The following is a 21616-nucleotide window of genomic DNA, read 5'->3' as shown; positions in this document are numbered from 1 at the left end:
GTCCGCTTTTCTGACACCACGTGCGATGATGTCACCATGCCCAAGATCATCGGCGGGTCGCTGCACGAGCACCGCGAGCAGACGCGCAGCAAGCTCTTCGCCGCGCTGTCCGCCCTCATGGCCGAGCGCGGCTTCGACGCCATCACGCTCGCCGAGATCGCGCAGGCCGCGGGCGTCGGACGCACCGCCGTCTACAACCACTTCCCCGACAAGGAGTCGCTGCTCCTCGGGTTCATCACGCACGAGACCGAGCAGTACACCGCGACGCTGCAGCGCTCGCTCGACGACATCGACGACCCCGTCGAGCAGCTGCGCACCTACGTCCGGCAGCAGGCGAACCTCAAGCGCGTCTACCACGTCGCCCCCGGGCCGGAGCTGCGGTCCGTCCTGTCCCGCGGCGCCCAGCAGCGCGTGCGCGAGCACGTCGTCCTCGTCGAGCAGATCCTGCGCCGCATCCTCGCGGCCGGGCTCGAGGCGGGCGTCTTCCCCGAGCAGGACCTCGACACGACCGTGCCGCTCGTCAACGCGTGCCTGTCCGGGCGCGGGGTGCCCGAGGCGGGGGCCGACCGCGAGCGCGCCATCGAGCAGACCGAGACCTTCGTGCTGCGCGCCGTCGGCGCACTCACGCCCGTCCCCGCCTGATGCCGCGCGGCGGCGCCGGGCACGGGAAGGGAGCACGGAACCCGGGCGGTAGCCCGGGGCGCGACGACCGGCACCGGGACGGCGGCGCACGACGCGGCGACGCACCGCGTGACGGCGGCGCACGACGCGGCGACGCACCGCGCGACGGCGGCGCACGACGCGGCGACGCACCGCGCGACGGCGGAGCGCGACGCGGCGACGCACCGCGCGACGGGGGCAAGCGGCGCGACGACCGTCGCCACGTGCGCGACGCAGCCCGCCCCGCGCGCACGGCCCGGCCGACCGGGACGCTCGTCGAGCTCACCTACCTCGACGGCCTGCGGGATGTCCTGCACGACGAGGTCGTCGACGTCCTCGGCCCGCGCCGCGCACCCGTGGACGTCCCGGGCCGCGCCGACGCGCTCGCCGTCCGCGTCGACGGCCCGCTCGCCGACGTGCTGCGCCTGCGGACCGCGGTCGCCGCGTACGTCGCGCTGCACTTCGACGTCCCGAGGCCCCGGTCGCTGACCAGCGGCGACCACCTCGCGCGCATCGTCGACGCGGTCTACGCCTCCCTGCGGGTCGCGGGCTCCTCGACGTTCCGGTTCGAGGCCGCGGGCAGCGACTCGACCGTCTTCCGCCGCCTCGCGGAGCTCCTGCACGAGGCGACCGGCCTGCGGCACGACCCCGAGGACGGCGAGCTGGTCGTGCGCGTGCGCCGCGGCAGCCCGCGCGCGGGCGACGGCCGTGGCGACGGCGGGCGGACCGGCGGCGGGGCGGGACGCGCCGGCCACGGGGGGACGGGCGCCGACGCCGACCCCGGCTGGGACGTGCTCGTCCGGATCGGCCCGCGCCCCCTGTCGGCGCGCACGTGGCGCGTCGCCGACTACCCGGGGGCGCTCAACGCGACGATCGCGGCGGCGATGGTGCGCCTCGCAGAGGTCCGGCCCGAGGAGCGCGTGCTCAACCTCATGTGCGGCTCGGGGACGCTGCTCGTCGAGCGGCTGCTCGCGGGCCCGGCGGCTGCCGCGGTCGGCGTCGACACCGCCCCGGCGGCGCTCGACGCGGCCCGGGCCAACCTCGCGGCGGCCCGCGTGCGCGCGACGGTCGCCGCCGCGGACGCCCTCGCCCCGCTCCCCTCCGCCCTCGCGGGCGACGAGCGGTTCGACCTGGTCCTCGTCGACCCGCCGTGGAGCGGCCTGCACGGCGCGCACGCGCACGCGGCGGACCTGCACGCCGCCGTCCTGCGGGCGGCCCGCGCGGCCGCGTCCCCGCACGCGCGGTGCGTCGTCGTCACGCACGAGGTCAAGGTCATGGAGCGGTGCCTGCGCGACGCCGCCGGCCTCTGGTCGGTCCGGCAGACGCTGCGCGTCTTCGCCAAGGGGCACCACCCCCGCATCTACGTCCTCGACGCCGTCTGACCCGTCCGCGGCGCCGTCGGGCGGCGGGCGGCCTCAGGCCGCCGGGGCGACGGGCACCTCCGGGGGCTCGTGCTCCTCGATCCACTCGTCGATGCGGCGCCACGACGCGAACAGCCAGGCCTCCGCGGCGTCACGGTCGCGCGGCACGTCGGCGGGCGCGACGGTCCACCCCTTCATGACGATGCGCTTGTCCATGGGCAGCTCGCGCCAGATGTCGTGCACGGTGACGAGCCGGTCCAGGCCGGTGTGCCCCACGAAGACGACACCCGCGCCGGGGGCCTCGTCGAGCGCGGACAGGATCCCGCCGGCGTGCGGCGCCATGACGTTCGTCATCTGCTCCGCCTGCACCGCGAGCGCCGCACGCCCGTCGCGGCGCAGCGCGGCGATGCGGGCCGCCCGACGCCGGGGCGTGAAGTTGCCGCCCTCGGGGAAGATCAGCAGCGCGCCGCGCGGGCCCAGCCCCTCGGCGAGGTCCCCGACCGCTGCGGCCTGGCTGGGGGCGCCCTCGCGACGAGCCTTGCGCGGCGTGACGAACTGCGTCGGCAGACGGTTGAGCAGCACGTCGATCGCGGGGTCCCACTGCAGGGTGTCCTTGAGGACGATCCGCGGCTCGCGGTCGAACCAGTTGAGCAGCGCGTGCACGAGGATGAACGAGTCGCCCGGCCCGGCGTGCCGGCTGGCCACGACGACGGGCGTGCCCGTGAGCACGGTCCCCAGGTCGGCGTCGACGACGTCGATGCGGAGCCGCAACGTCCACCGGACCTGCCAGAACAGGAGCTGGAGCATGTGCCGCGCGAGCCGGTAGTGCGCCCGCTCGAACGCGGGCCGGTGGATCGCCCAGCCGAAGCCCGACCCGATCCACAGGCCGAGCAGCGCGACGAGGCACGCCGCGTCCCACAGGACGTAGAAGCTCGCCATCCACAGCGCACGCGGCACGCGCAGCCGGCCGGGCAGCGCCCACGTCACCGCGCCGAGGGCGAGCAGCACGAGGAACGCGCTGGTGGGGACCAGCACGACGGCGAGCAGCACGATCGCGGGGGCGAGGAGCACGCGGCGCACCCACCGCGGGGGCAGCCGCCAGGTCACGGCAGGTCCGCGAGGTAGTCGCGCGTGGCCGCGTAGGCCGCGTCGATCCGGCGCCGCGTCACGTCCATCCGGCGGTACGAGCCCAGCCTCTCGTCGCCCGGGGCGGGCCCGCCGCTGGGCAGGACGTGCACGTCGACGCCCGTCGGGACGCGCTCGATCTCGCGCGTGAAGCGGTGCCGTCGCGCGATCTCGAAGCTGACCCGCGCGACGTCGCTCGGCTTCTCCGGTGCCATGACCGCCTCCTCGATCCGGCCGACCTGCAGCACGTACACCGTCGTCGCACCGCGCTCGACGGCCTCACCCAGCGGGATCGAGTTGACGATCCCGCCGTCGACGAAGTGCTCGTCGCCGATCCGGGTCGGCGGCAGCACCCCCGGCACGGACGACGACGCCAGGACCGCGGGGATGAGCGGCCCGCTGTCGAACCACCGCTCGGCCGTCCGCTCGATGCTCGCCGCCGCGACCGCGAGCGGGACCGTGAGGTCCTCGAACGTGCGGTCGGCCCCCAGCATGTCCTCCAGCAGGGCCCGCAGCGGCGCCGGGTCGTTGAGATGGGTGCGCGAGCGGGCGAGCCGGCGCAGCTGGCGTGGCCAGGAGTCCCCGTAGACGGCGGCCGCGGTCGGCGACGCCCACGCCTCGACGAGCCGGTCGACGACGGACGACGACGGGTCGGCGGCGACGGCCGCGCCGTTGATCGCCCCGATCGACGTGCCGACGACCGTGTCGGGCCGCACGCCGGCCTCGAACAGCGCCTGCAGCATCCCGACCTGCACGGCACCGCGCACGCCGCCGCCTCCGAGGACGAAGCCGACCGTCATGAGCGGATCGTGGCACAGCGCCCGGGGTCCGGCCCGACGACCCGGCGGGCCACCGGATGCTGACACGGTGTGTCGAAACCGCGACACGAATCGCTTCAGACGGTGGCCGTCGCGCGCGCGCGTCCCCAGGGTGGAGGCCCAGGGGACGCGACCTCGGCGCGACGGCAGCGAGGCCGGTGCCGGGACGCGCTCACGGGGGCCGTCCCGCATCGAGAGGAGAACCGCATGTCCGTCCGTGCAAGACCGCGCACCCTCCTGGCCGCGCTCGCAGCCGTCGCCGTGGCGATCGGCGCCGCCGTCGTCGCGTCCACCCCTGCCTCCGCCCACGGCTCCGTCACCGACCCACCCACCCGCAACTACAGCTGCTGGGAACGTTGGGGCTCGGACCACCTCAACCCCCAGATGGCGACGCTCGACCCCATGTGCTGGGGCGCCTTCCAGCACGACCCGAACGCCATGTGGAACTGGAACGGCCTGTACCGCGAGAACGTCGGCGGCCGGCACGAGGCCGTGATCCCCGACGGGCAGCTCTGCTCCGGCGGCCGCACGTTCTCGCCGCGCTACGACTACCTCGACACCCCGGGGCCGTGGACCGCGAAGGCCGTCCCTGAGAAGTTCACGCTCACGCTCACCGACGGCGCGAAGCACGGCGCCGACTACCTGCGGATCTACGTCTCCAAGCCGGGCTTCGACCCGACGAAGGAGGCGCTCGGCTGGGACGACATCACGCTCCTGAAGGAGACCGGCCGCTACGGCACGACCGGGCTCTACCAGACCGACGTGGACCTGACGGGCCGCAGCGGCCGTGCGGTGCTGTTCACGATCTGGCAGGCCAGCCACCTCGACCAGCCGTACTACCTGTGCTCCGACATCAACGTCGGCGGCACGACCACCACCCCGACGCCGACGCCCACCGTCACGCCCACGGTCACGCCCACGCCGACGGTGACGCCGACGCCGACCGTCACGCCCACCGTCACGCCCACCCCGACGACGACGCCCACGCACGGCACGGGCGGCTGCACCGCGACCGTGAAGGTCGTGAACTCGTGGGGCTCCGGGTTCGTCGGCGAGGTGACCGTCACCGCCGGTGCGAGCGCCATCACGGGCTGGCACACGAGCATCGGCGGGACCACCGTCCAGCAGGCGTGGAGCAGCACGCTGTCCGCCGCCAACACGCTGACCAGCGTCGACTGGAACAGCAAGCTGGCCGCGGGCGGCACCGCGACCGCCGGCTTCATCGGCAGCGGCAACGGCCAGGGCGTCACCGCCGTCTCCTGCGGCACGCACTGACGACCACGCACGACGCAGCACGACGCACCATCCGGACGCCCGCCGGCCCGGCCCTCACCGGCCGGACGGCGGGCGTCCCGCGTCCGACCGCCGGGGTGCACCGACCCGGAGGGTGCTGCCCGCACGGCCGCGGGCGGGAGCCGGGCGGTCCGGGCTCCCCGCCGCGTCCTGTTGACTAGGGGCGTGCACGAGCAGAACACCGTCCGCCTGCCCCGCGTCCGCGCCTCCGAGCTCGTCGGGCGGGGGTGGCTCAACACCGGCGGCAAGGACGTCACGCTCGCAGACCTGCGCGGCAAGGTCGTCGTGCTCGACTTCTGGACCTTCTGCTGCGTCAACTGCCTGCACGTCCTCGACGAGCTGCGCGAGCTCGAGGAGCAGCACCGCGACGTCCTCGTCGTCGTCGGCGTGCACTCCCCGAAGTTCGTGCACGAGGCCGACCCGGTCGCGCTCGCCGCCGCCGTCGAGCGGTACGAGGTGCACCACCCCGTCCTCGACGACCCGCAGCTCGTCACGTGGTCCGCGTACACCGCGCGCGCGTGGCCGACGCTCGTCGTCATCGACCCCGAGGGGTACGTCGTCGCGCAGATGGCCGGCGAGGGCCACCGGCACAACCTCGAGGTGCTGGTCCGCGACCTCGTCGCGGAGCACGACGCGAAGGGCACGCTGCACCGCGGCCACGGGCCCTACGTGCCGCCCGCACCCGTCGCCGGGACGTTGCGCTTCCCCGCGAAGGCGGTCGCGCTGCCGGGCGGGACGCTCCTCGTCGCCGACGCCGGGCACCACGGGCTCGCGGAGCTCGCCGCCGACGGCGAGACGCTCGTCCGGCGCATCGGCTCGGGCGAGCGCGGGTTCGTCGACGGCGGGCCCGACGAGGCACGCTTCAGCGAGCCCAACGGGCTCGCCCTCGTCCCCGACGGCCTGCGCGCGACCCTCGGGTACGACGTGCTCGTCGCGGACACCGTCAACCACGCGCTGCGCGGCGTGCGGCTGTCCGACGGGTCGGTGACGACGGTCGCCGGCACGGGAGAGCAGCTCATGGTCGGCGCGGCCGACAACGTGCGCGGCGGCGGGACCGGCGCCGGGTACGACGGCCCCGCGCGCGACGTGCGGCTCTCGTCGCCGTGGGACGTCGCCTGGTCGCCCGTGCTCGGCGCGTTCGTCGTCGCCATGGCCGGCAACCACACGCTGTGGACGTTCGACGGCACCGACGTCCGGCACGTCGCCGGCACCATGAACGAGGGCCTGCTCGACGGTCCGGGCGAGGGCGCCTGGTTCGCGCAGCCCTCCGGGCTGTCCGTCGGCCCCGACGGGCGCGTGTGGGTCGCCGACTCCGAGACGTCCGCCCTGCGCTGGCTCGACCCCGCCGACGGGACGGTCGGCACCGCCGTCGGCGAGGGACTGTTCGACTTCGGGCACCGCGACGGGCGCGCCGACGAGGCCCGCATGCAGCACCCGCTCGGCGTCGCGGCCCTGCCGGACGGGTCCGTGCTCGTCGCCGACACCTACAACGGCGCCGTCCGCCGGTACGTCCCGCCCGCCGCCGACGAGCCCGCCGGCGCCGGGGAGGTCACGACCGTCGCGTCGGACCTGGCCGAGCCGAGCGGGCTGGTCGTCGTCGCGCGCGACGGCGCCGGGTCGTCGGGCGCGCTCGACGTGCTCGTCGTCGAGTCCGCCGCCCACCGGATCACGCGCGTCACGCTGCCCGCCGGCGCCGGCCAGGTCGTCGACGGCGGCGCGCACCGCACGCAGCGACCCGTGACCGACCTCGCCGCCGGGGAGGTACGCCTCGACGTCGTGTTCACGCCCGCCGCCGGGCAGAAGTACGACGACCGGTACGGGCCGTCGACCCGCCTGCAGGTGTCCTCGACGCCGCCCGGGCTGCTGCTCGACGGCGCGGGCGACGACGTGCCGCTCACGCGCACACTGCGTCTCGACCCGGCCGTCGGCGAGGGCGTCCTGCACGTCACCGCGCACGCCGCGAGCTGCGACGCCGACCCGGCCGTCGAGTACCCGGCGTGCCACCTCAACGCGCAGGACTGGGGCGTCCCCGTCCGCGTCGTCGACGGCGCCCCGGCCACGCTGACCCTGCCGCTGCACGGCTGACGCGCACGCGCACCGGCGGGTGCTGCGTTCGGGCCGAGCCGGGCAGCGCCGTCAGGACGCGCCCAGCACCGCCACCGCGACGAGCGCGTCGAGCGACGTGTCGACGACCTCGCCGGTCGCCGCCGTCGCCGAGACGCCGATCTCGACGACCCACGGTCCGTGCTCGACCACCGTCGTCGACGACTCCGCGGCGGTCGCGTCGATCGGCGCCCCGCCCCGCGCGACCGCCGACGGCCGCGACTCGGGTGCGTCCCCGGGCCGCCGCATGAGCACCGCCCAGCCGGCCCCGCCGAGCGTCTCGGTCGCGGCGGCCGCGAGCGCGCACAGGCGCGGCACGATGCCGGACTGCGCCGCGACGATCGCCGCCGAGCCCGCCACGACGACCCGCTCGGCCGTCACCGCCGGGTCCGCGGTGGTCGGCGCCGCGGCCCGCAGCGCGCGCGCCCGGGCTCGCTTGGCGCGGTACTGCGCCATGTCCGCCTGCCGGAACAGGTGCCGCGCCGAGACCGAGCCCGTCACGGCCGTCGTCGCGATGCCGTACGAGATCGCGGCGCCGTGCGGCAGCGGGAACTCGGCGACCGTCGCGGCGACGACCTCGGCGCCCTCGGCCCGCCGCCGGCCCACGGTCACGAGGCAGAACTCGTCGCCGCCGATACGCGCCGCCACCGCCCCCGGCAGCGCGTCCGCGGCGCGCCGCAGCACGTCCGCGACGGAACGCAGGAGGTCGTCGCCCGTGTCGTGGCCGAGGTCGTCGTTGACCCGCTTGAGGCCGTCGACGTCGCACATGACGATGCACGTCTCCTCGCCGGACTCCAGCGCGGCCTCCGCGGCCGAGTCCGCGACCCGGCGGTTCGCGAGCCCCGTCAGCGGGTCGTCCGCGACGAGGTGCCGCACCTGGGCCTCCAGGTCGACGCGCGCGACCGCGCCACCCGCGAGCGCGGCCAGCACCTCCGCGTGCGCGACGTCGTCGACCGCGAACAGCGGCTGCCCGACCCGGCGCATCGCGTACACCTGGCCCCAGACGGTGCCGTTGACGACGATCGGCGACGCCAGCCCCGACGCACCGTCGATGTCCCGCAGCGAGGCGATCTCGACCGCGTCGCCCGCACCGGCGTCGTCCGCCGTGACCGGGCGGCCCGTGACGTCGACGGCGTGCGCGACCCAGCTCGCGCGCTCCCGGATGAGCATGCGCAGCGCGGGGCGGTCGTCGGCACGGTAGGACGCGCGGCTGCGCCAGCGCAGCCGCGGGTCGGACGGGACCGGCTCGGCGGCGAGCACCCGGGCCGTGTCCTGCTCGATGCGGCACACCGCGACGACCGTCGCGCCGAGGACCTCGACGCCCACCGCGGCGACCACCTCGACGACGTCGTCGACCGTGCGGCAGTGGTCCAGACGGTGCGCTGCGGTGGCCAGACCGCGGACACCGACGAGCGCCGCAGCGGACCGGTGGTCCCTGCGGGTCCCCTCGGCGGTGCCCCGGCGCGTCACGCGCCCCATCATCGTCCCTCGGACAGGTGTCCGGACAGCCGAGGGCATGAGAGGTGGATGAGATCACCCCTGCGCCGTGCCGCCGCCGGCCCGGATCGGGTCCGGTGGCTCCCCAAACGCCCCGATCGTGCTCCGCCGGACGGGTGACGCACCAGGTCACGGCGGGGGGCCCGTGCCGGGACCGGACCGGCTGCGCGGAACCGCTCGAGCGAGCCGTCGCCGGCCGCTCCGACGCCGCCGGGACGCCTCGGCGTGTCGCGTCTCAGGCGCGCGCGCTGACCGCCCCGACGACCCGGACGCGGACGTTCACGCCGTCCACCGCGCGCGGCAGCGTCGCCGCTGTCCGCCGGGACACGTTCACCTGCACCTGGTAGCCGTCGCCGTCCGGCGCGATGCCGATCCCCCGTACCTCGGGTCGCCCGGCCAGGTCCGCGCGCAGCCGCTCCTTGGCCGCGCGTGCCTGCGAGAGGTCCGCCATGCTGCCCGCTTCCCGCCGCCCGCGCGGCCGGGCCCCTCACCGGCGGGTCAACCGGCGAGCGTGGCGCCGAGGGCGTCGAGGACGGCATCGATCGGGTTGAGGTAGGTCAACCCGGTCCCATTCTCGCCCCCGGTCTCGGAACCCGCAAAGAGCAGTCCCAGCGCGACGCCGTCCTCGCGGTACACGAGAGACCCCGAGTCGCCGCCGCGCGAGAACGCCGACCGGCCCGTCGACTCGACCTCGATCTGCCCGTCGAACGCGATCTCCCCCAGCTCCTCCCCGTAGCCGACCACGACGTCATCGAGCTCGATCGCCGTGACCCGGCCGTGCGTCACGGCCGTCGTGCGGCCGATCTTCGACACCGCCTCGCCGCCCAGCGCCTCCGCCGTCGTCGCGACCAGCCCGACCGGGTAGTGCAGGTCGACCTCCTGGTCGTCGAGGAGCGCGACCGCGCAGTCGACCGTCGCACGACCCTCCGGCTCGAGGTCGACCCGCGCCGCGAGCGCACCGACCCGGTCCTCCGGGTACGCGCCGCCGTCGGCGGGTCCGGGCTGCAGCGTCGGGTCGCCCGGGCGGGCCGCGGGCGTGCCTGACAGCACGTGGTAGTTCGACAGCGCGTGCGTGCGGCCCTCGACCACGACGAAGGCCCCGAGCGTCCCCGCCGAGACCTCCGCGTGCGCGATCGACACGCCCGGCCGCAGCGGCCGGACACGGCCCGTCTCCCCCGCGGCCCGCGCCGTCGCGACGGGCGGACGAGGACGCACCTTCGACGGGTCGTCGCCGAGGCGGGCCGCGTGCCCCGCGACGCCGCTCGCCGGGGCGGGCGTCGGCAGCGTCCGGATGCGGCCCGTGCGGCGCACGTCCGCGGTCGGGCCCACCTGCTCCGCGACCTTGCGCGCGATGCTGCGCACGCGCGGGACGCCCAGCCGGTAGCGGACCGCGACGCCGTAGCCGCCGCCCGGCAGCGGCGCGAGCCCGAGCGACATCGTCGGGGTCGGCTCGCCGTGCACGTCCGACGCCTGCACCTGGCGCTGCGCGAGCTCCCGCACGAAGTCCCTGACCTGCGCCTTGACCTCGCGGGCCTCGCGCTCGTCCATCGATCCCATCGACCCCCCTGCCGACCGCCGCCGGGTCCGTCCCCGACGTCGCGCACAGTCTGCCGTGCGCCGCCGACACCCGCCGCCGGTCCGTGGGGGGAGGTCACACGTCGAGACGCCCGACGGGGTGCGCGTCGTCCGGGGGCGTCCCGACGTCGGCGACCGGCCGCGGCTCGTGCACTTCCGGGGTGACGTCGGCGCGGCGCACGCGGTCGAGCCGGAACCACCGCACGTCGCGGCGCGTCCGGCACCACGCCGCGAGGTACCAGCGGCCGGACATGCGCGCGAGGACCATCGGCTCGACCCGGCGCTCCGACGCGTCGCCGCGGCCGTCGACGTAGCGGATCGCGAGGACGCGACGACGCGCCAGGGCGTCCTCGACGGCCCGCAGCACGGCCGGCGTGGGCAGGTCGGACGCGGGCCCGTCCGACGCGGGCCCGTCCGACGCGGGCCGGTCGGGTGCGGGCCGGTCGGACGCGGGAACGTCGGACGCGGGCCGGTCCCACGCGGGCACGTCGGACCCGGACGGGTCGGACGCGGGCAGCTCGGACGGGGGCGGGCCCGACGCGGGTCGTGCCCTCTCCGCCAGGTGGCCGGCTGCCGGTGCGGGTGCGGGCGCGCCGGTCAGAGGTGACCGCGTCCAGACGCGGGACGCGAGGTCGGAGGCGCGGGCGCGGTCGGCGGGCGGCAGGGCGTCGAGCACCTTGTCGCGGGCCGTGCGGGCGTCGACGGCGAACGGGCTGCCGGGCGGCAGGGCGTCGACCGCGAGCGCCAGCGCCACGGCCTGCGCGGGCGTGAGCGCGACGGGCGGCAGCGTCGCGCCCGTCAGGACGTACCCGCCACCCGGCCCGGGCTGCGCCACGACGGGCACGCCCGCCTGCTGCAGCGCGCTCACGTCGCGCTTGACGGTGCGCGTCGTGACCTCGAACAGGGCGGCGAGGCGCGTGCTCGTGGTGCCCCGCGGCCCGACGCGGCGCAGCTCCTCCGCGAGGGCGTACAGGCGGTCGGTCCGGTTCACGCGTCCTCCCTGGTCTCCTCGCCATGATGGTGACACGACGGTGACAGGGGGGTGTCACCAGGGGTGCGCGACGCTGCTGCCATGACCACGCGAACACAGCTCGTCCTCGTCCCCGGCTTCTGGCTCGGCGGGTGGGCCTGGGACGACGTCGTCCCCGCCCTGCGCGCGGCCGGCGTCGAGCCGCACCCCGTCACCCTCCCGGGGCTCGACCCCGACGACCGGGGCACCGACCCCGCGGCCGTCACGCGCGCCGACCACGTGCGCGCCGTCACCGACGTCGTCGACGCGCTCGACGGCGACGTCGTGCTCGTCGGGCACTCCGGCGGCGGGGCCGTCGTCGGCGAGGCCGTCGACCGGCGTCCGGACCGGGTCCGGCGGGCCGTCTACGTCGACAGCGGCCCCCTCGAGGACGGCGCCGTCCTGGCCCTCGACCTGCCCGCCGACGCCCCCGGGATCCCGCTGCCGTCGTGGGAGGAGCTCGCCGCGGCCGGCTCGAGCCTCGACGGCATCGACGCCGACGGCCTCGCCCGGTTCCGCGCCCGGGCCGTGCCGCACCCCGGTGGCGTCGCGCGCGGCGCCGTGCACGTCTCCGACCCGCGCCGGTTCGACGTCCCCGTGACGGCCGTGTGCACGAGCCTGCCCTCCGAGGTGCTGCGGACGATGGTCGACGGAGGGCCGCCGCTGCACACCGAGCTCGGCCGCTACGACGTCACCTACGTCGACCTGCCGACGGGGCACTGGCCGATGTTCTCCCGCCCGGGCGACCTGGCCGCCGTCCTCGTGGACGCCGCCCGCGCCTGACGGGCCACGGGCGCGCCGACGGCGACGCCCCGGCGACCGTCGTGGTCGTCGGGGCGTCGGAGCCGGTCGGCGTCCGTGCGTCAGACGCGGCGGAGCTCGATCAGGACCGGTGCCTCAGTAGCCGCTCGGGGGCGGGGTCTGCGGCGGGGTCTGCTGGACGGGCTGCACCGGCGTCTGCTGCACGGGAGCGGCCGGGGCCTGCACGGCCGGGGTCGTCGCCTGCGGGGCCGGGGCGGCCTGGACGGTGCCGACGGTGCGCTGGTCGACGACCTGGCGGTGCGTCGTGTTGCTGCGCTGGGCGTTGATGACGAGCGCCAGGATGAGCGCGAGCACGCCCGCGCCGATGCAGATGTACCCGATCATCGTCAGGTCGATGGCGTCGATGCTGTCCCGGACGCCGAACGCGAGGATCGCGCCGATGACGATCAGGGCGATGCCGCCTCCGATACCCATGCGTGGCTCCTTCCGTCTCGCCGAACAGAGGGGCGCTCGGCTATTGACTTAGGAGTCTTCCGGGAGTAGTGGACGCCCGCATCTCGAAGCGGGTGAACCCGGCCTCAGCCCAGCACCTCCGGGTACGTGACGTCCGACCGGCCCAGCACGTGCTCCGCGAGGAACGCCTGCACCACCTGGTACCAGACGATCGCGTGCTGCGGCGTCAGGACCCAGTGGTTCTCGTCCGGGAAGTACAGGAACCGGTGCGGCGTGCGGCCCTCGTCGTCCGCCGGCAGCCCCGACCGCGACACGAGCTCGTACCAGAGGCGCAGGCCCTCGCCGATCGGCACCCGGTAGTCCTTGTCGCCGTGCACCACGAGCATCGGCGTGACGATCTTCTCGACGAACCGGTGCGGCGAGTTCTCGAGCGCCATCTCCTGCGTCATCTCGCGCTGCCAGTAGTACGCCGCGTCCGTCGTCGGGCCGAACTGGTCGAGCGCCCACAGGCTCGCGTGCGTGACGACCGCGCGGAACCGGTCCGTGTGGCCAGCGACCCAGTTCGCCATGTACCCGCCGAACGAGCCGCCCATCGCCGCCGTGCGCGTCGCGTCCACGTCGGGGCGTGCCTCCGCCACGTCCGTGACCGCCATGAGGTCCGTGAACGGCGCCGCCCCCCACGCACCCCAGCCCGCCTGCACGAAGTCCTGCCCGTACCCCGTCGACAGCGCCGGGTCCGGCAGGAGCACCGCATAGCCCTGCGCGACCAGCAGCCACGGGTTCCAGCGCCACGACCACGTGTTCCACGAGCCGAGCGGGCCGCCGTGGATCCACAGCAGCAGGGGTGCCGGGTCCGTGCCCGACGCGCCGTCGGGCAGCGCGAGCCACGCCCGCACCCGCCGACCGTCGGCCACCGTCGTCTCGACCTCCGTGAGCCGCCCCGGAAACTTCGGCGTCGCCGCCGGGGAGACCAGCGCGGTCGCCGCGACCGGCTCCCCCGTCTCCGTCGCGCGCGCCAGGTCGATCCGCACCGGGTGCGCAGGCGCCTCGTACGACGACCGCAGCGCGTACGCCGTCCGGCCGTCCGGGCTCACCTGGACGTCCGTGAACACCGCGTCGTCCGACGTCACCCGCGTCACCTCGCCCGACGCCAGGTCGACGCGGAACACCGGGCCGCGCCCCTCGTCGTCCGCCAGCACCAGCAGCCCGTCCGAACCCGGCAGCCAGACCGGGTCGTGCGGCCAGCGGTCCCAGCCCTCGCCGAGGGTCCGCGGCTCGCCGCCCGCGAGCGGGACGACCTGCAGCGACAGCCGCGGCGCCTCGAAGGGCGTCGACACCGTCTCCCGTCCGAACGCGACCCACCGGCCGTCGGGCGAGACGACCGGGCCCCACAGGTCCGCCCCCTCGTCCTCGACGAGCGTGCGCCGCTCCCCCGTCGCCACGTCGACCGCGACGAGCACGCTGCGCTGGTCGCCCCGCGCGCGCGGCACCGTCCACCCCGTCACGAGCGTCGTGCCGTCGGGCGAGATCGCCGCGCCCTGCTCGACGAGCGCCGAGCGCGCGTCCGGCGTCGCGTCCCGCAGCTCGAGCCGCGGGTCCGCCGTGCCCGCGAGCGGCGTCACGACGTCCGCGCCCAGGTCCGCCGTGAACAGGTGCGGGGACTCCGGGCCCAGGTCGTGGTCCCAGTACCGGACCGGGTACGCGTCGTGCAGGATCGCCGCGACCTTCTTCTCCTTGCGCGCCTTGCGCAGGCGCTCGTCCGTCTCGGCGTCCTTCGCCGACGGCAGCACGTCCGACGACACGAGCACCACCGGCGCGTCCTTCGCGACCCGCACGCCGCCCAGTCCCGCCGCCCGGTCCGCCACGACCCGGGCCTCCGGACCGTCCGCCGGCAGGAGCCACAGCGCCGGCACCGGCTCGTCGTCCGCGTCCTTCGCGTCCGGGTCGGGCCGTGCGCTGGTGAACAGCACGTCGCCCGCCGCGGTGAACGCCGCGCTCGCCTCGCCCTTCGCGCTCCGCGTGAGCCGCCGGGCGGGCTTGCGTCCCTCGGGGTCGACCTCCCACAGCGCCGTCACGTAGCGCGTGCGCTTGGGGTCGAGCGTCGAGACGGCCGTCACGAGCCGCGTCCCGTCGGGCGAGAGCACCAGCCCGGACAGCCGCGGCAGCGCCACGTACGCGTCGAGGTCGTGGAACGCGGTCCCTGCCGCCCCGGCCCCGTCAGGCCCTGCCGACCCGTCCCCGGTGCTCGTGCTGCTCGTGCCGGCCGTCTCGTCGCGCGTCTCGCTCACGGCCCCGTCCTATCACGCCCCCGCCCATGCCTCGCCCGCTCACGCCGTCGACACCGATCCTGGGGACGCCGACGACCGGCAGAACGACAACCAGCCCGGTGTCAACCGGTCCGTGGGGCGAGGGACGGTGGGGGCCGGAGGTCGCGGCCGCGGGCCTGCAGGTGTGCGCGGACCGTCGCGACGAGCCCACCCGAGGGTCCGAGGTCCGCAGCCGTGAACCGCAGCATCTCGACGCGCCCCGTCCCGAGGAGCGCGTTCTGCCGGCGCCTGTCCTGCAGCAGCGCAGCGGGTGCCTCGTGGACCGCACGGCCGTCGATCTCGGCGATGAGCCACCGACCGCCGCCGAGGTCCCACCCGAGGTCGCCGCGCCCGAGCACGCGCCCGGAGTCGGACGACCTGATGACGACCTGCAGCTCGTCCGGCGCAAGGCCGGCCATGACGCAGTCCAGACGCGCGAACGACTCCAGCGGCGACTCGGCCCGGGGATCCACGAGGTCCCAGACCGGGCGGACCCTGCGCACGCCGCGCCGCCGACCCGTCGAGCGTCGCACCGCCGCCACCGCCTGCGGCGACAGGAGGCCTCGACGCAGGACGTCGTCCAGGACCGCGACACCGTGGCGCACCGGCAGCTCCGGCACCGCCTGCACGAGTGCAGCCGGGAGCGCGGCGACCCGGCCCGCGCCGTACCGACCGGACGCGAACGGCACCGTCTGCCCGTAGCACCGCACAGCGATGCCGCCCCGTCCGGGTGCGTGCCGTCCACCCGGCAGCGCGACCTGCGGGGTGATCACCGGCGGGAGCCCGGCGACACCGTGGAGGGCAAGGGCGCAGGCCCCGACGGCGACCGCGTCCGGGCCGTACGCGAGCATGCCGAGCCAAGCGGCTCGGCGGCGGCGCTCGTCAGGGTCGACGACCATGACCGTGCCGGCGTCGTACACACCACGGGTGACGCGCACCCACGTGCCGGCGCGGACGAGCGTCGCCCGTCGGCGACCGTCGACCCCCGCGCGGTCCGCCTGGGCGGTGGAGACGAGACCGCCCTGCCGGGAGGCGAGCACGAGGAGGTCACGGGGGACGACGAACGGCGGGCGCATCCGCCCACGACACCGGCGGCCGGCCCCACCGAGGACTCCCGACCGACGCCCTGTGGACGCCGCATCGCGGAGACGTCCTCGTGGACGGCTCGCGATCGACGGTCGACACCGACCTGGTTGTCGTTCTCGGGTCGCAGAACGACAACCAGGTCGGTGTCAACGGGTCCCGGCTACGAACGGGGCGTCCGGTAGACCTGGACCACCGAGGGGCGGGGGCCACCCCAGAGGCCCGCCGACAGGGTGCCGGGGGCCACGTAGTCCGGGAAGAACGACTGCTGGGCGGCCCACGAGCCGTCCTCGCCCGGGTGCTGGACGGCGACGTAGACCATCTCGTCGCGGTCGCGGATCACCGGCCCGCACGTCTCCGCGCCGCGCGGCACGGACAGGAACTGCTGGACGCGGCCACGCTCGCGGCCCTCGAGCGGCACCTTGAACAGGCCGTCGCAGTAGCCGATCGAGCCCGGCTGGCCGTCGGTCGAGATCCACAGGTTGCCCGACGAGTCGAACGCGACGTTGTCGGGGCAGGAGATCGGCGACACCTTCTCGGGCGGGAAGCCCGCGAAGTACGTCCCGGTCGTGGTCGCGGGGTCGCCGCACAGCAGCAGGATGCTCCAGCCGAAGGTCGTCGAGCGCGGGTCGTTCCCCGACTCGGTGATCTCGACGACGTGGCCGTTGCGGTTCGCCACGCGGGGGTTCGGCTCGGTCGCGCCCTCCTTGTTCGCGGCACCCCGGTCCGAGTTGTTGGTGCACGCGACGTACACGCGGCCCGTCACGGGGTTCGGCTCGACGTCCTCGGGGCGGTCCATCTTCGTCGCGCCCACCGCGTCCGCCGCGAGGCGGGTGTGGACGAGGACCTCCTCGGTCGTGAAGCCGGGGACCTGGCTGACGCCGTCCAGGACGAGCGGCACCCACTCGCCGGTGCCGTCGAACGCGCCGTCGGACGGCAGTGCGCCGGTGCCCGTGATCTCCTCGACGGGCGAGTCGCCGCGGAAGCGGGCAACGTACAGGTTCCCCGCGGACAGCAGCTGCTTGTTGCGGGCCCGGTGCCGGGCGCCGGCGCGGTAGCGGTCCTTCGAGACGAACTTGTACAGGTAGTCGAACCGCTCGTCGTCGCCCATGTACGCGGCCACATGGCCGGACCGGCCGACGATGACGTTCGCGCCCTCGTGCTTGAACCGGCCGAGGGCGGTGTGCTTGACGGGCGGCGCGGTCGGGTCCTGCGGGTCGATCTCGACGACCCACCCGAAGCGGTTCGGCTCGTTCTCGTAGCCGGGCGTGCGCGCGTCGAACCGCGGGTCGACCGCCTCCCAGCCGCGCGTCGTCGCCTTGTCCGCGAAGCCGTACCGCTTGTCGGCGGGGCTCGTGCCGGCGGTGCGGAAGTACTGGTTGACGTTCTCCTCGCCCGACAGCACGGTGCCCCACGGGGTCGTCCCGCCCGCGCAGTTGTTGAGCGTGCCGAGGACCGTCGTGCCCGTCGGGTCCGCGACGGTGCGCAGCAGCGCGGAGCCCGCGGCGGGGCCGTCGACGGCGAACGGCGTCGTGGCGGTGATCCGACGGTTCACGCGCGCGCCGACGCGGTACTCCCACGGCGTGCCCTTGCGACGGCGGTGCAGCCCGACGACGGACAGGCCGTGCGACGCCATGGCGACGCGACGCTGCCGGTCCAGCTCCTCGGGCGTGGCGGCCGGCGGGAACATGATCCCCTCGTTGGTGTACTCGTGGTTCACGACGAGCACGCCCGTGCGGCCGTCCGGGTCCTCGAGGATGTCGACGTAGTCGCAGTTGTAGCCGAACAGCCGCTCGGCGACCTCGGGCGTGAGCGTCGCGGGGTCGAACGTGTCCGCCGGAGACAGCAGCGGGTCGCCCCAGCGCACGAGCGGCCGCCACTGGTAGCCCTCGGGCACGACGAACGCGTCGGTCGCCGCGGGGACGGGCGCGATCGCGCGGAACCCGAGACGCCCCGAGGGACGGCCGCGGTCGTGCGCGGCCGCGGGGAGCGCGTCCCCGACGACCGGGGCGATCGCCACGGCGGCACCAGCGACGAGCGCGCCCGCGAGCACCGCCCGGCGGCTCAGCGCGGTCTCGACGACGTCGCGGAAGTACGGGTTGCCGGAGGAGTTCGGCGCGGGCTGCGCGCACGCGTCGCCGCACTTGAGGTGGCACGTGACGGGCGACCGCTTGCCCGCCGTGTGGCCGGCCATGGGCAGGAACGGCAGCAGCGCGCGGCGGGCGGGCGCGGGAGCGGCGGGCGTCGTGGGTGTCGCGGGACGTGCGGGTCCGGGACGGTCGTCGGTGGTCGTCATCGGGGCCTCTCGGGTGCGGCGGGGGCGGGGGCGCACGACAGCCAACAACCCGGAGGATCCCGACGAACCGACGCCCGGTGAGCGCCCGGTGAACGCGCGACGAACGTTGCCGGGCCGTGCGGGAGTGCGGGTCGGGCCGTGTCAGTCCGACGACGCGTCGGCCGGCGGACCGGCCGGGCCGGTCTGGGGGGCCGGTCCGGCGGGACGGCCGCCGTCGCGGGCCGCCAGGCCCGACAGCATCGCGTTGTACTCGTCGAGCTCGACGTCCCCCTCGCGGTCCACCCGGCGGTCGCGGCGGCGCGCGGTCCGCTCGTCGTCACGCGCCCAGGCGTAGCCCACGCCGATGGCCAGGGCGAGCGTCGGGATCTCGCCGATGCCCCACGTGATCGCCCCGCCGACCTGCTGGTCCGCGAGCGCGCTCGGTCCCCACGGACGGCCCATGAGCCCGAACCAGTCGGCGACGAGCAGCGTCTCCCCGGACACCAGCGCGACCCCGAAGAACGCGTGGAACGCCATCGTGGCGAACAGGGTGAGGAGCCGCTGCGGGTACGCGAGCCGTGTGGGGCCGGGGTCGACGCCGACGAGGCTGTTGACGAACAGGTACCCGGCGGCGCTGAAGTGCACGACCATCGCGAGGTGGCCCACCGGGGAGCGCAGCGACCACTCGAACAGGCCGGTGTAGTAGAAGAGCACCATCGAGCCGGCGAAGTTCACGGCGGCGACGAGCGGGTGCGCGAGGAACGACCCCACGCGGCTGTGGACCAGCACGAGGATCCACTCGCGCGGGCCGCGGGAGGCGTCGTCCCGCAGCCGGGTCGACCGGACCGGCAGGGCGCGCAGCGCGAGGGTCACGGGCGCGGACAGGGCGATGAAGATCGGCACGACCATCGCCAGGACCATGTGCTGGATCATGTGCGCGCTGAACAGCACGTGCCCGTACAGGGCGGGCGCCCCGGACGTCGTCCACGCGAAGAGGAGCAGCCCGACGGTCCACGACGCGGTGCGCAGCCACGGCCAGGAGTCGCCGCGACGCCGCAGCCGCAGCACCCACCGCCAGTAGACGACGAGCCCGGCGAGGGCGGCGCCCGCGAGCAGCAGGTCCCAGCGCCACTCGGTGAGCCAGCGCAGCGTCGTGGGCTCGGGCGGGAGGGGGTGCCCGGTCAGGCGGTAGGCGGGCGACGGGTCGGCGGGCGGCTCCTCGGGCACGGGCGGCGCGGTGGCGCCGAGCGCGACGGCGACGCCGGACACCGCCCCCATCACCGCGAGCTCGACGAGCACGAGCCGCCAGAACAGGCCCCCCGCCGTCGACGACGTGCCGGACGCACCGCCGGCCAGACGCGGGATGACGGCGCGCCGGTGCGCGAGGCCCAGCAGGCCGAGGGCGCCGAGCAGCGCGACCTTGACGAGCAGCAGGACGCCGTAGGACGTGGTGAGGTCCGACCAGCCGGCCGTGCGGAGCAGCCCGTTGACCAGCCCGGAGCCGGCGACCGCGACGAGGCACCAGCCGGCGACGACGGAGTACCGCGCGACGGACGCGGACAGGTCGGTGCCGACCCACCGGACGAGCACGGCGAGCGCCGCGAGCGCCCCCACCCAGATCGCCGCCCCGACGAGGTGCACGACCATCGAGGAGGTCGCGAGGTCGTGGCCCGACGCTCCGGCGGCGTGCCCGAGCTGCGCCTGCTGGTAGAGGGCGACGAGCACGACGACGGCCGTCCAGGCGGCCCCGGTGGGCGTGGCGACGACGAGCGACAGCACCGTGACGACGGCTGCGGCGGTGGTGACGAGGAGCAGGGTGCGACCGAGCTCGATCTCGGTGACGAACACGCCCAGCTCCTGGCCGAACTGCGCGCTGCCGACGGCGCGGCCGGCGACGTTCGCGTAGGTGACGACGAGGTGCGCGAGCGAGGCCAGCGTCCATGCGCCGGCGGCCCACGCGGCGACGAGGAGGCTGCGCGGGTAGGCGCGACCGTCGGCGTGCGGGGTGCCGGGAGCCGGAACGCGCGCCGCCCCCACGGCGGCCGGCACCCGGCGTGGCAGAACGCACACCGCGAGGAACAGCGCACCGAGGGCCACCGCCCCCGCGAGCTCGCTCACCGTCGTCGCGACGGGCAGGCCCCACCGCACGGCCGCACCCGGGTCGGCGACGAGCCGCGGCGCGACGGCTCCCGTGAAGGCGATGCCCGCGACGACGCAGACGAGCGCGGCGGCCAGGAGGACCGCCACCCGGGTCGCGACGGGGCGCCCGGCCCGGCGGCCGTCCGCGCCGTCCTCACCGGGGGCGGGGACGACCCCGTCGGGACGCGGCGACGCGTCGGACGGTCCCGGCGCGCCGGGTGTCCGCGCGCCGCCGCGCACCGGGGTGCTGCTCATCGCTCCAGCCTAGGTCGCCCGCGTCAGTCGGTCGGGCCCTCGGGACCGCGGCCGTCGGGCGGACCGTCCGCACCGCCCGCGGTCGGCGTGGGCGTGCCGTCGGCGGGACGGCGCCGCAGCAGGTACCCGGCGGCGACGCCACCGGCGAGGACCAGCGCTCCGCCGATGCCGACGAGCAGCGGCCCGGCGACCGCGGACCCCTGCGGGTCCTCCGTCGGGCCGGTCGTGGCCGTCGGGACCGGCGACGCGGCGTCCTCGCCGGCCGTGGCGGTGGGGGCCGGTGTCGCGGCGGCGGTCGCGGTCGGCGTGGGCGTCGGCGTCGGCACGGGCGCCCCGCCGGTCCCGGCGACGGTCGCCGCGGTCGCGACGAAGCCGAACGCCCCCTCGACGGGGTGGCCGTCGACGGACGTGACGCGCCACAGCACGGTGTACGCGCCGGCGGGCAGCTCGCCGGCCAGGGGCTGCGTGACGGTGGCGTCGGCGAGCGTCGGGGCGCCGCTGCTCACCACCCGGCCGTCGGCGGCGGTCACGACGACCTCCGTGCCGAGCGCCGTCGCTGCGGCGTCGAACGTCAGGACGACGCGGTCGGGGGCGAACGGGAGCGTCGTGCCGTCGGCGGGGTCCGTCGAGCGCAGCACGTTGTGCGCCTGCGCGGCCGGGGCACCGACGAGGGCGAGCGCCGCGAGCACGAGCGTCACGAGCAGCCCGGCCGCCGCACGCCGGGCGCTGCCCGGGCGGTGCGCACCGGCCGACGGCGGCGTGGTCGGGCTCGGCACACGGGCGGCTGCCGGCGCGTGGTGCCCGTGCGGGCGCGGGCCGGGACGGCGGGCGGTACGAGGCATGTCGTCCAGCATCTCCCACCTCACCCGTCGCCCCGGCACGTCCGCGACGTGACGACGGCC

At 76.2% G+C, this 21616-nt stretch carries 17 protein-coding genes; 5 read left to right on the top strand and 12 right to left on the bottom strand.

Annotated features, from left to right (window positions below; genetic code table 11):
• Positions 1–36 precede the first annotated feature (36 nt).
• Together CELF_RS01360 and CELF_RS01355 are read left to right on the top strand one after the other, a co-directional pair.
• Positions 37–642: a TetR/AcrR family transcriptional regulator gene (locus CELF_RS01360; RefSeq protein ID WP_013769449.1), complete on the top strand. Its 606-nt coding sequence runs from the start codon at positions 37–39 to the stop codon at positions 640–642.
• 242 nt (positions 643–884) lie between these two features.
• Positions 885–2042, top strand: a complete 1158-nt coding sequence (locus tag CELF_RS01355; protein ID WP_013769448.1) for a methyltransferase — start codon at positions 885–887, stop codon at positions 2040–2042.
• Between the two features lie 33 nt (positions 2043–2075).
• On the opposite strand, the gene CELF_RS01350 is transcribed toward CELF_RS01355, so the two are convergent.
• Both CELF_RS01350 and CELF_RS01345 read right to left on the bottom strand, forming a co-directional pair.
• Positions 2076–3128, bottom strand: a complete 1053-nt coding sequence (locus CELF_RS01350) for a 1-acyl-sn-glycerol-3-phosphate acyltransferase (protein ID WP_013769447.1) — start codon at positions 3126–3128, stop codon at positions 2076–2078.
• Positions 3125–3946, bottom strand: coding sequence for a patatin-like phospholipase family protein (locus tag CELF_RS01345; RefSeq protein ID WP_013769446.1), 822 nt, complete (start codon positions 3944–3946; stop codon positions 3125–3127). Before CELF_RS01345 ends, CELF_RS01350 begins: the two co-directional genes overlap by 4 nt.
• 225 nt (positions 3947–4171) lie before the next feature.
• On the opposite strand from CELF_RS01345, the gene CELF_RS01340 reads away from it, so the two are divergent.
• Together CELF_RS01340 and CELF_RS01335 are read left to right on the top strand one after the other, a co-directional pair.
• Positions 4172–5239: a lytic polysaccharide monooxygenase gene (locus tag CELF_RS01340; RefSeq protein WP_013769445.1), complete on the top strand. Its 1068-nt coding sequence runs from the start codon at positions 4172–4174 to the stop codon at positions 5237–5239.
• 183 nt (positions 5240–5422) lie between these two features.
• The gene (locus CELF_RS01335) at positions 5423–7342 is read left to right on the top strand and encodes an NHL domain-containing thioredoxin family protein (protein WP_013769444.1); all 1920 of its coding nucleotides are present in this window, start codon (positions 5423–5425) and stop codon (positions 7340–7342) included.
• A gap of 51 nt (positions 7343–7393) precedes the next feature.
• Here the strand turns inward: CELF_RS01335 and CELF_RS01330 are convergent, their stop codons facing one another.
• The 4 genes from CELF_RS01330 to CELF_RS20865 form a co-directional block, all read right to left on the bottom strand.
• The gene (locus tag CELF_RS01330; protein WP_013769443.1) at positions 7394–8839 is read right to left on the bottom strand and encodes a GGDEF domain-containing protein; all 1446 of its coding nucleotides are present in this window, start codon (positions 8837–8839) and stop codon (positions 7394–7396) included.
• A 253-nt stretch (positions 8840–9092) separates the two neighbouring features.
• Positions 9093–9308: a hypothetical protein gene (locus tag CELF_RS01325; protein ID WP_013769442.1), complete on the bottom strand. Its 216-nt coding sequence runs from the start codon at positions 9306–9308 to the stop codon at positions 9093–9095.
• A gap of 47 nt (positions 9309–9355) precedes the next feature.
• Complete coding sequence (locus tag CELF_RS01320) at positions 9356–10414, bottom strand: chymotrypsin family serine protease (protein ID WP_013769441.1); 1059 nt, start codon at positions 10412–10414, stop codon at positions 9356–9358.
• Between the two features lie 94 nt (positions 10415–10508).
• Complete coding sequence (locus CELF_RS20865; protein ID WP_013769440.1) at positions 10509–11423, bottom strand: helix-turn-helix transcriptional regulator; 915 nt, start codon at positions 11421–11423, stop codon at positions 10509–10511.
• Between the two features lie 81 nt (positions 11424–11504).
• Between CELF_RS20865 and CELF_RS01310 the strand changes: the two genes are divergently transcribed.
• Positions 11505–12224, top strand: coding sequence for an alpha/beta fold hydrolase (locus CELF_RS01310; protein WP_013769439.1), 720 nt, complete (start codon positions 11505–11507; stop codon positions 12222–12224).
• Positions 12225–12338: 114 nt separating this feature from the next.
• On the opposite strand, the gene CELF_RS21030 is transcribed toward CELF_RS01310, so the two are convergent.
• The 6 genes from CELF_RS21030 to CELF_RS01280 all read right to left on the bottom strand — a co-directional run bounded on the left by CELF_RS21030 (position 12339) and on the right by CELF_RS01280 (position 21556).
• Positions 12339–12677 (bottom strand): DUF6458 family protein, encoded by a 339-nt coding sequence (locus CELF_RS21030; RefSeq protein WP_013769438.1) that lies wholly within the window; start codon positions 12675–12677, stop codon positions 12339–12341.
• Positions 12678–12781: 104 nt separating this feature from the next.
• A complete protein-coding gene (locus CELF_RS01300; RefSeq protein ID WP_013769437.1) occupies positions 12782–14944 on the bottom strand; it encodes a S9 family peptidase in 2163 nt (720 codons plus the stop codon).
• A gap of 101 nt (positions 14945–15045) precedes the next feature.
• Entirely contained in the window at positions 15046–16038 is a 993-nt protein-coding gene (locus tag CELF_RS01295; protein ID WP_013769436.1) for a type IV toxin-antitoxin system AbiEi family antitoxin domain-containing protein, read from the bottom strand.
• A gap of 170 nt (positions 16039–16208) precedes the next feature.
• The gene (locus CELF_RS01290; protein WP_013769435.1) at positions 16209–18341 is read right to left on the bottom strand and encodes a PhoX family protein; all 2133 of its coding nucleotides are present in this window, start codon (positions 18339–18341) and stop codon (positions 16209–16211) included.
• Positions 18342–18482: 141 nt separating this feature from the next.
• On the bottom strand, positions 18483–20714 hold the full coding sequence (locus CELF_RS01285; protein ID WP_013769434.1) for a bifunctional copper resistance protein CopD/cytochrome c oxidase assembly protein: 2232 nt from the start codon (positions 20712–20714) through the stop codon (positions 18483–18485).
• Positions 20715–20737: 23 nt separating this feature from the next.
• The gene (locus CELF_RS01280) at positions 20738–21556 is read right to left on the bottom strand and encodes a copper resistance CopC family protein (RefSeq protein WP_157457156.1); all 819 of its coding nucleotides are present in this window, start codon (positions 21554–21556) and stop codon (positions 20738–20740) included.
• Positions 21557–21616: the final 60 nt, after the last annotated feature.

The organism is Cellulomonas fimi ATCC 484 (assembly GCF_000212695.1).
GTDB lineage: Bacteria > Actinomycetota > Actinomycetes > Actinomycetales > Cellulomonadaceae > Cellulomonas > Cellulomonas fimi.
Note: the sequence above shows the minus strand (reverse complement) of the source record. Positions and strands in the feature narration are given on the sequence as shown.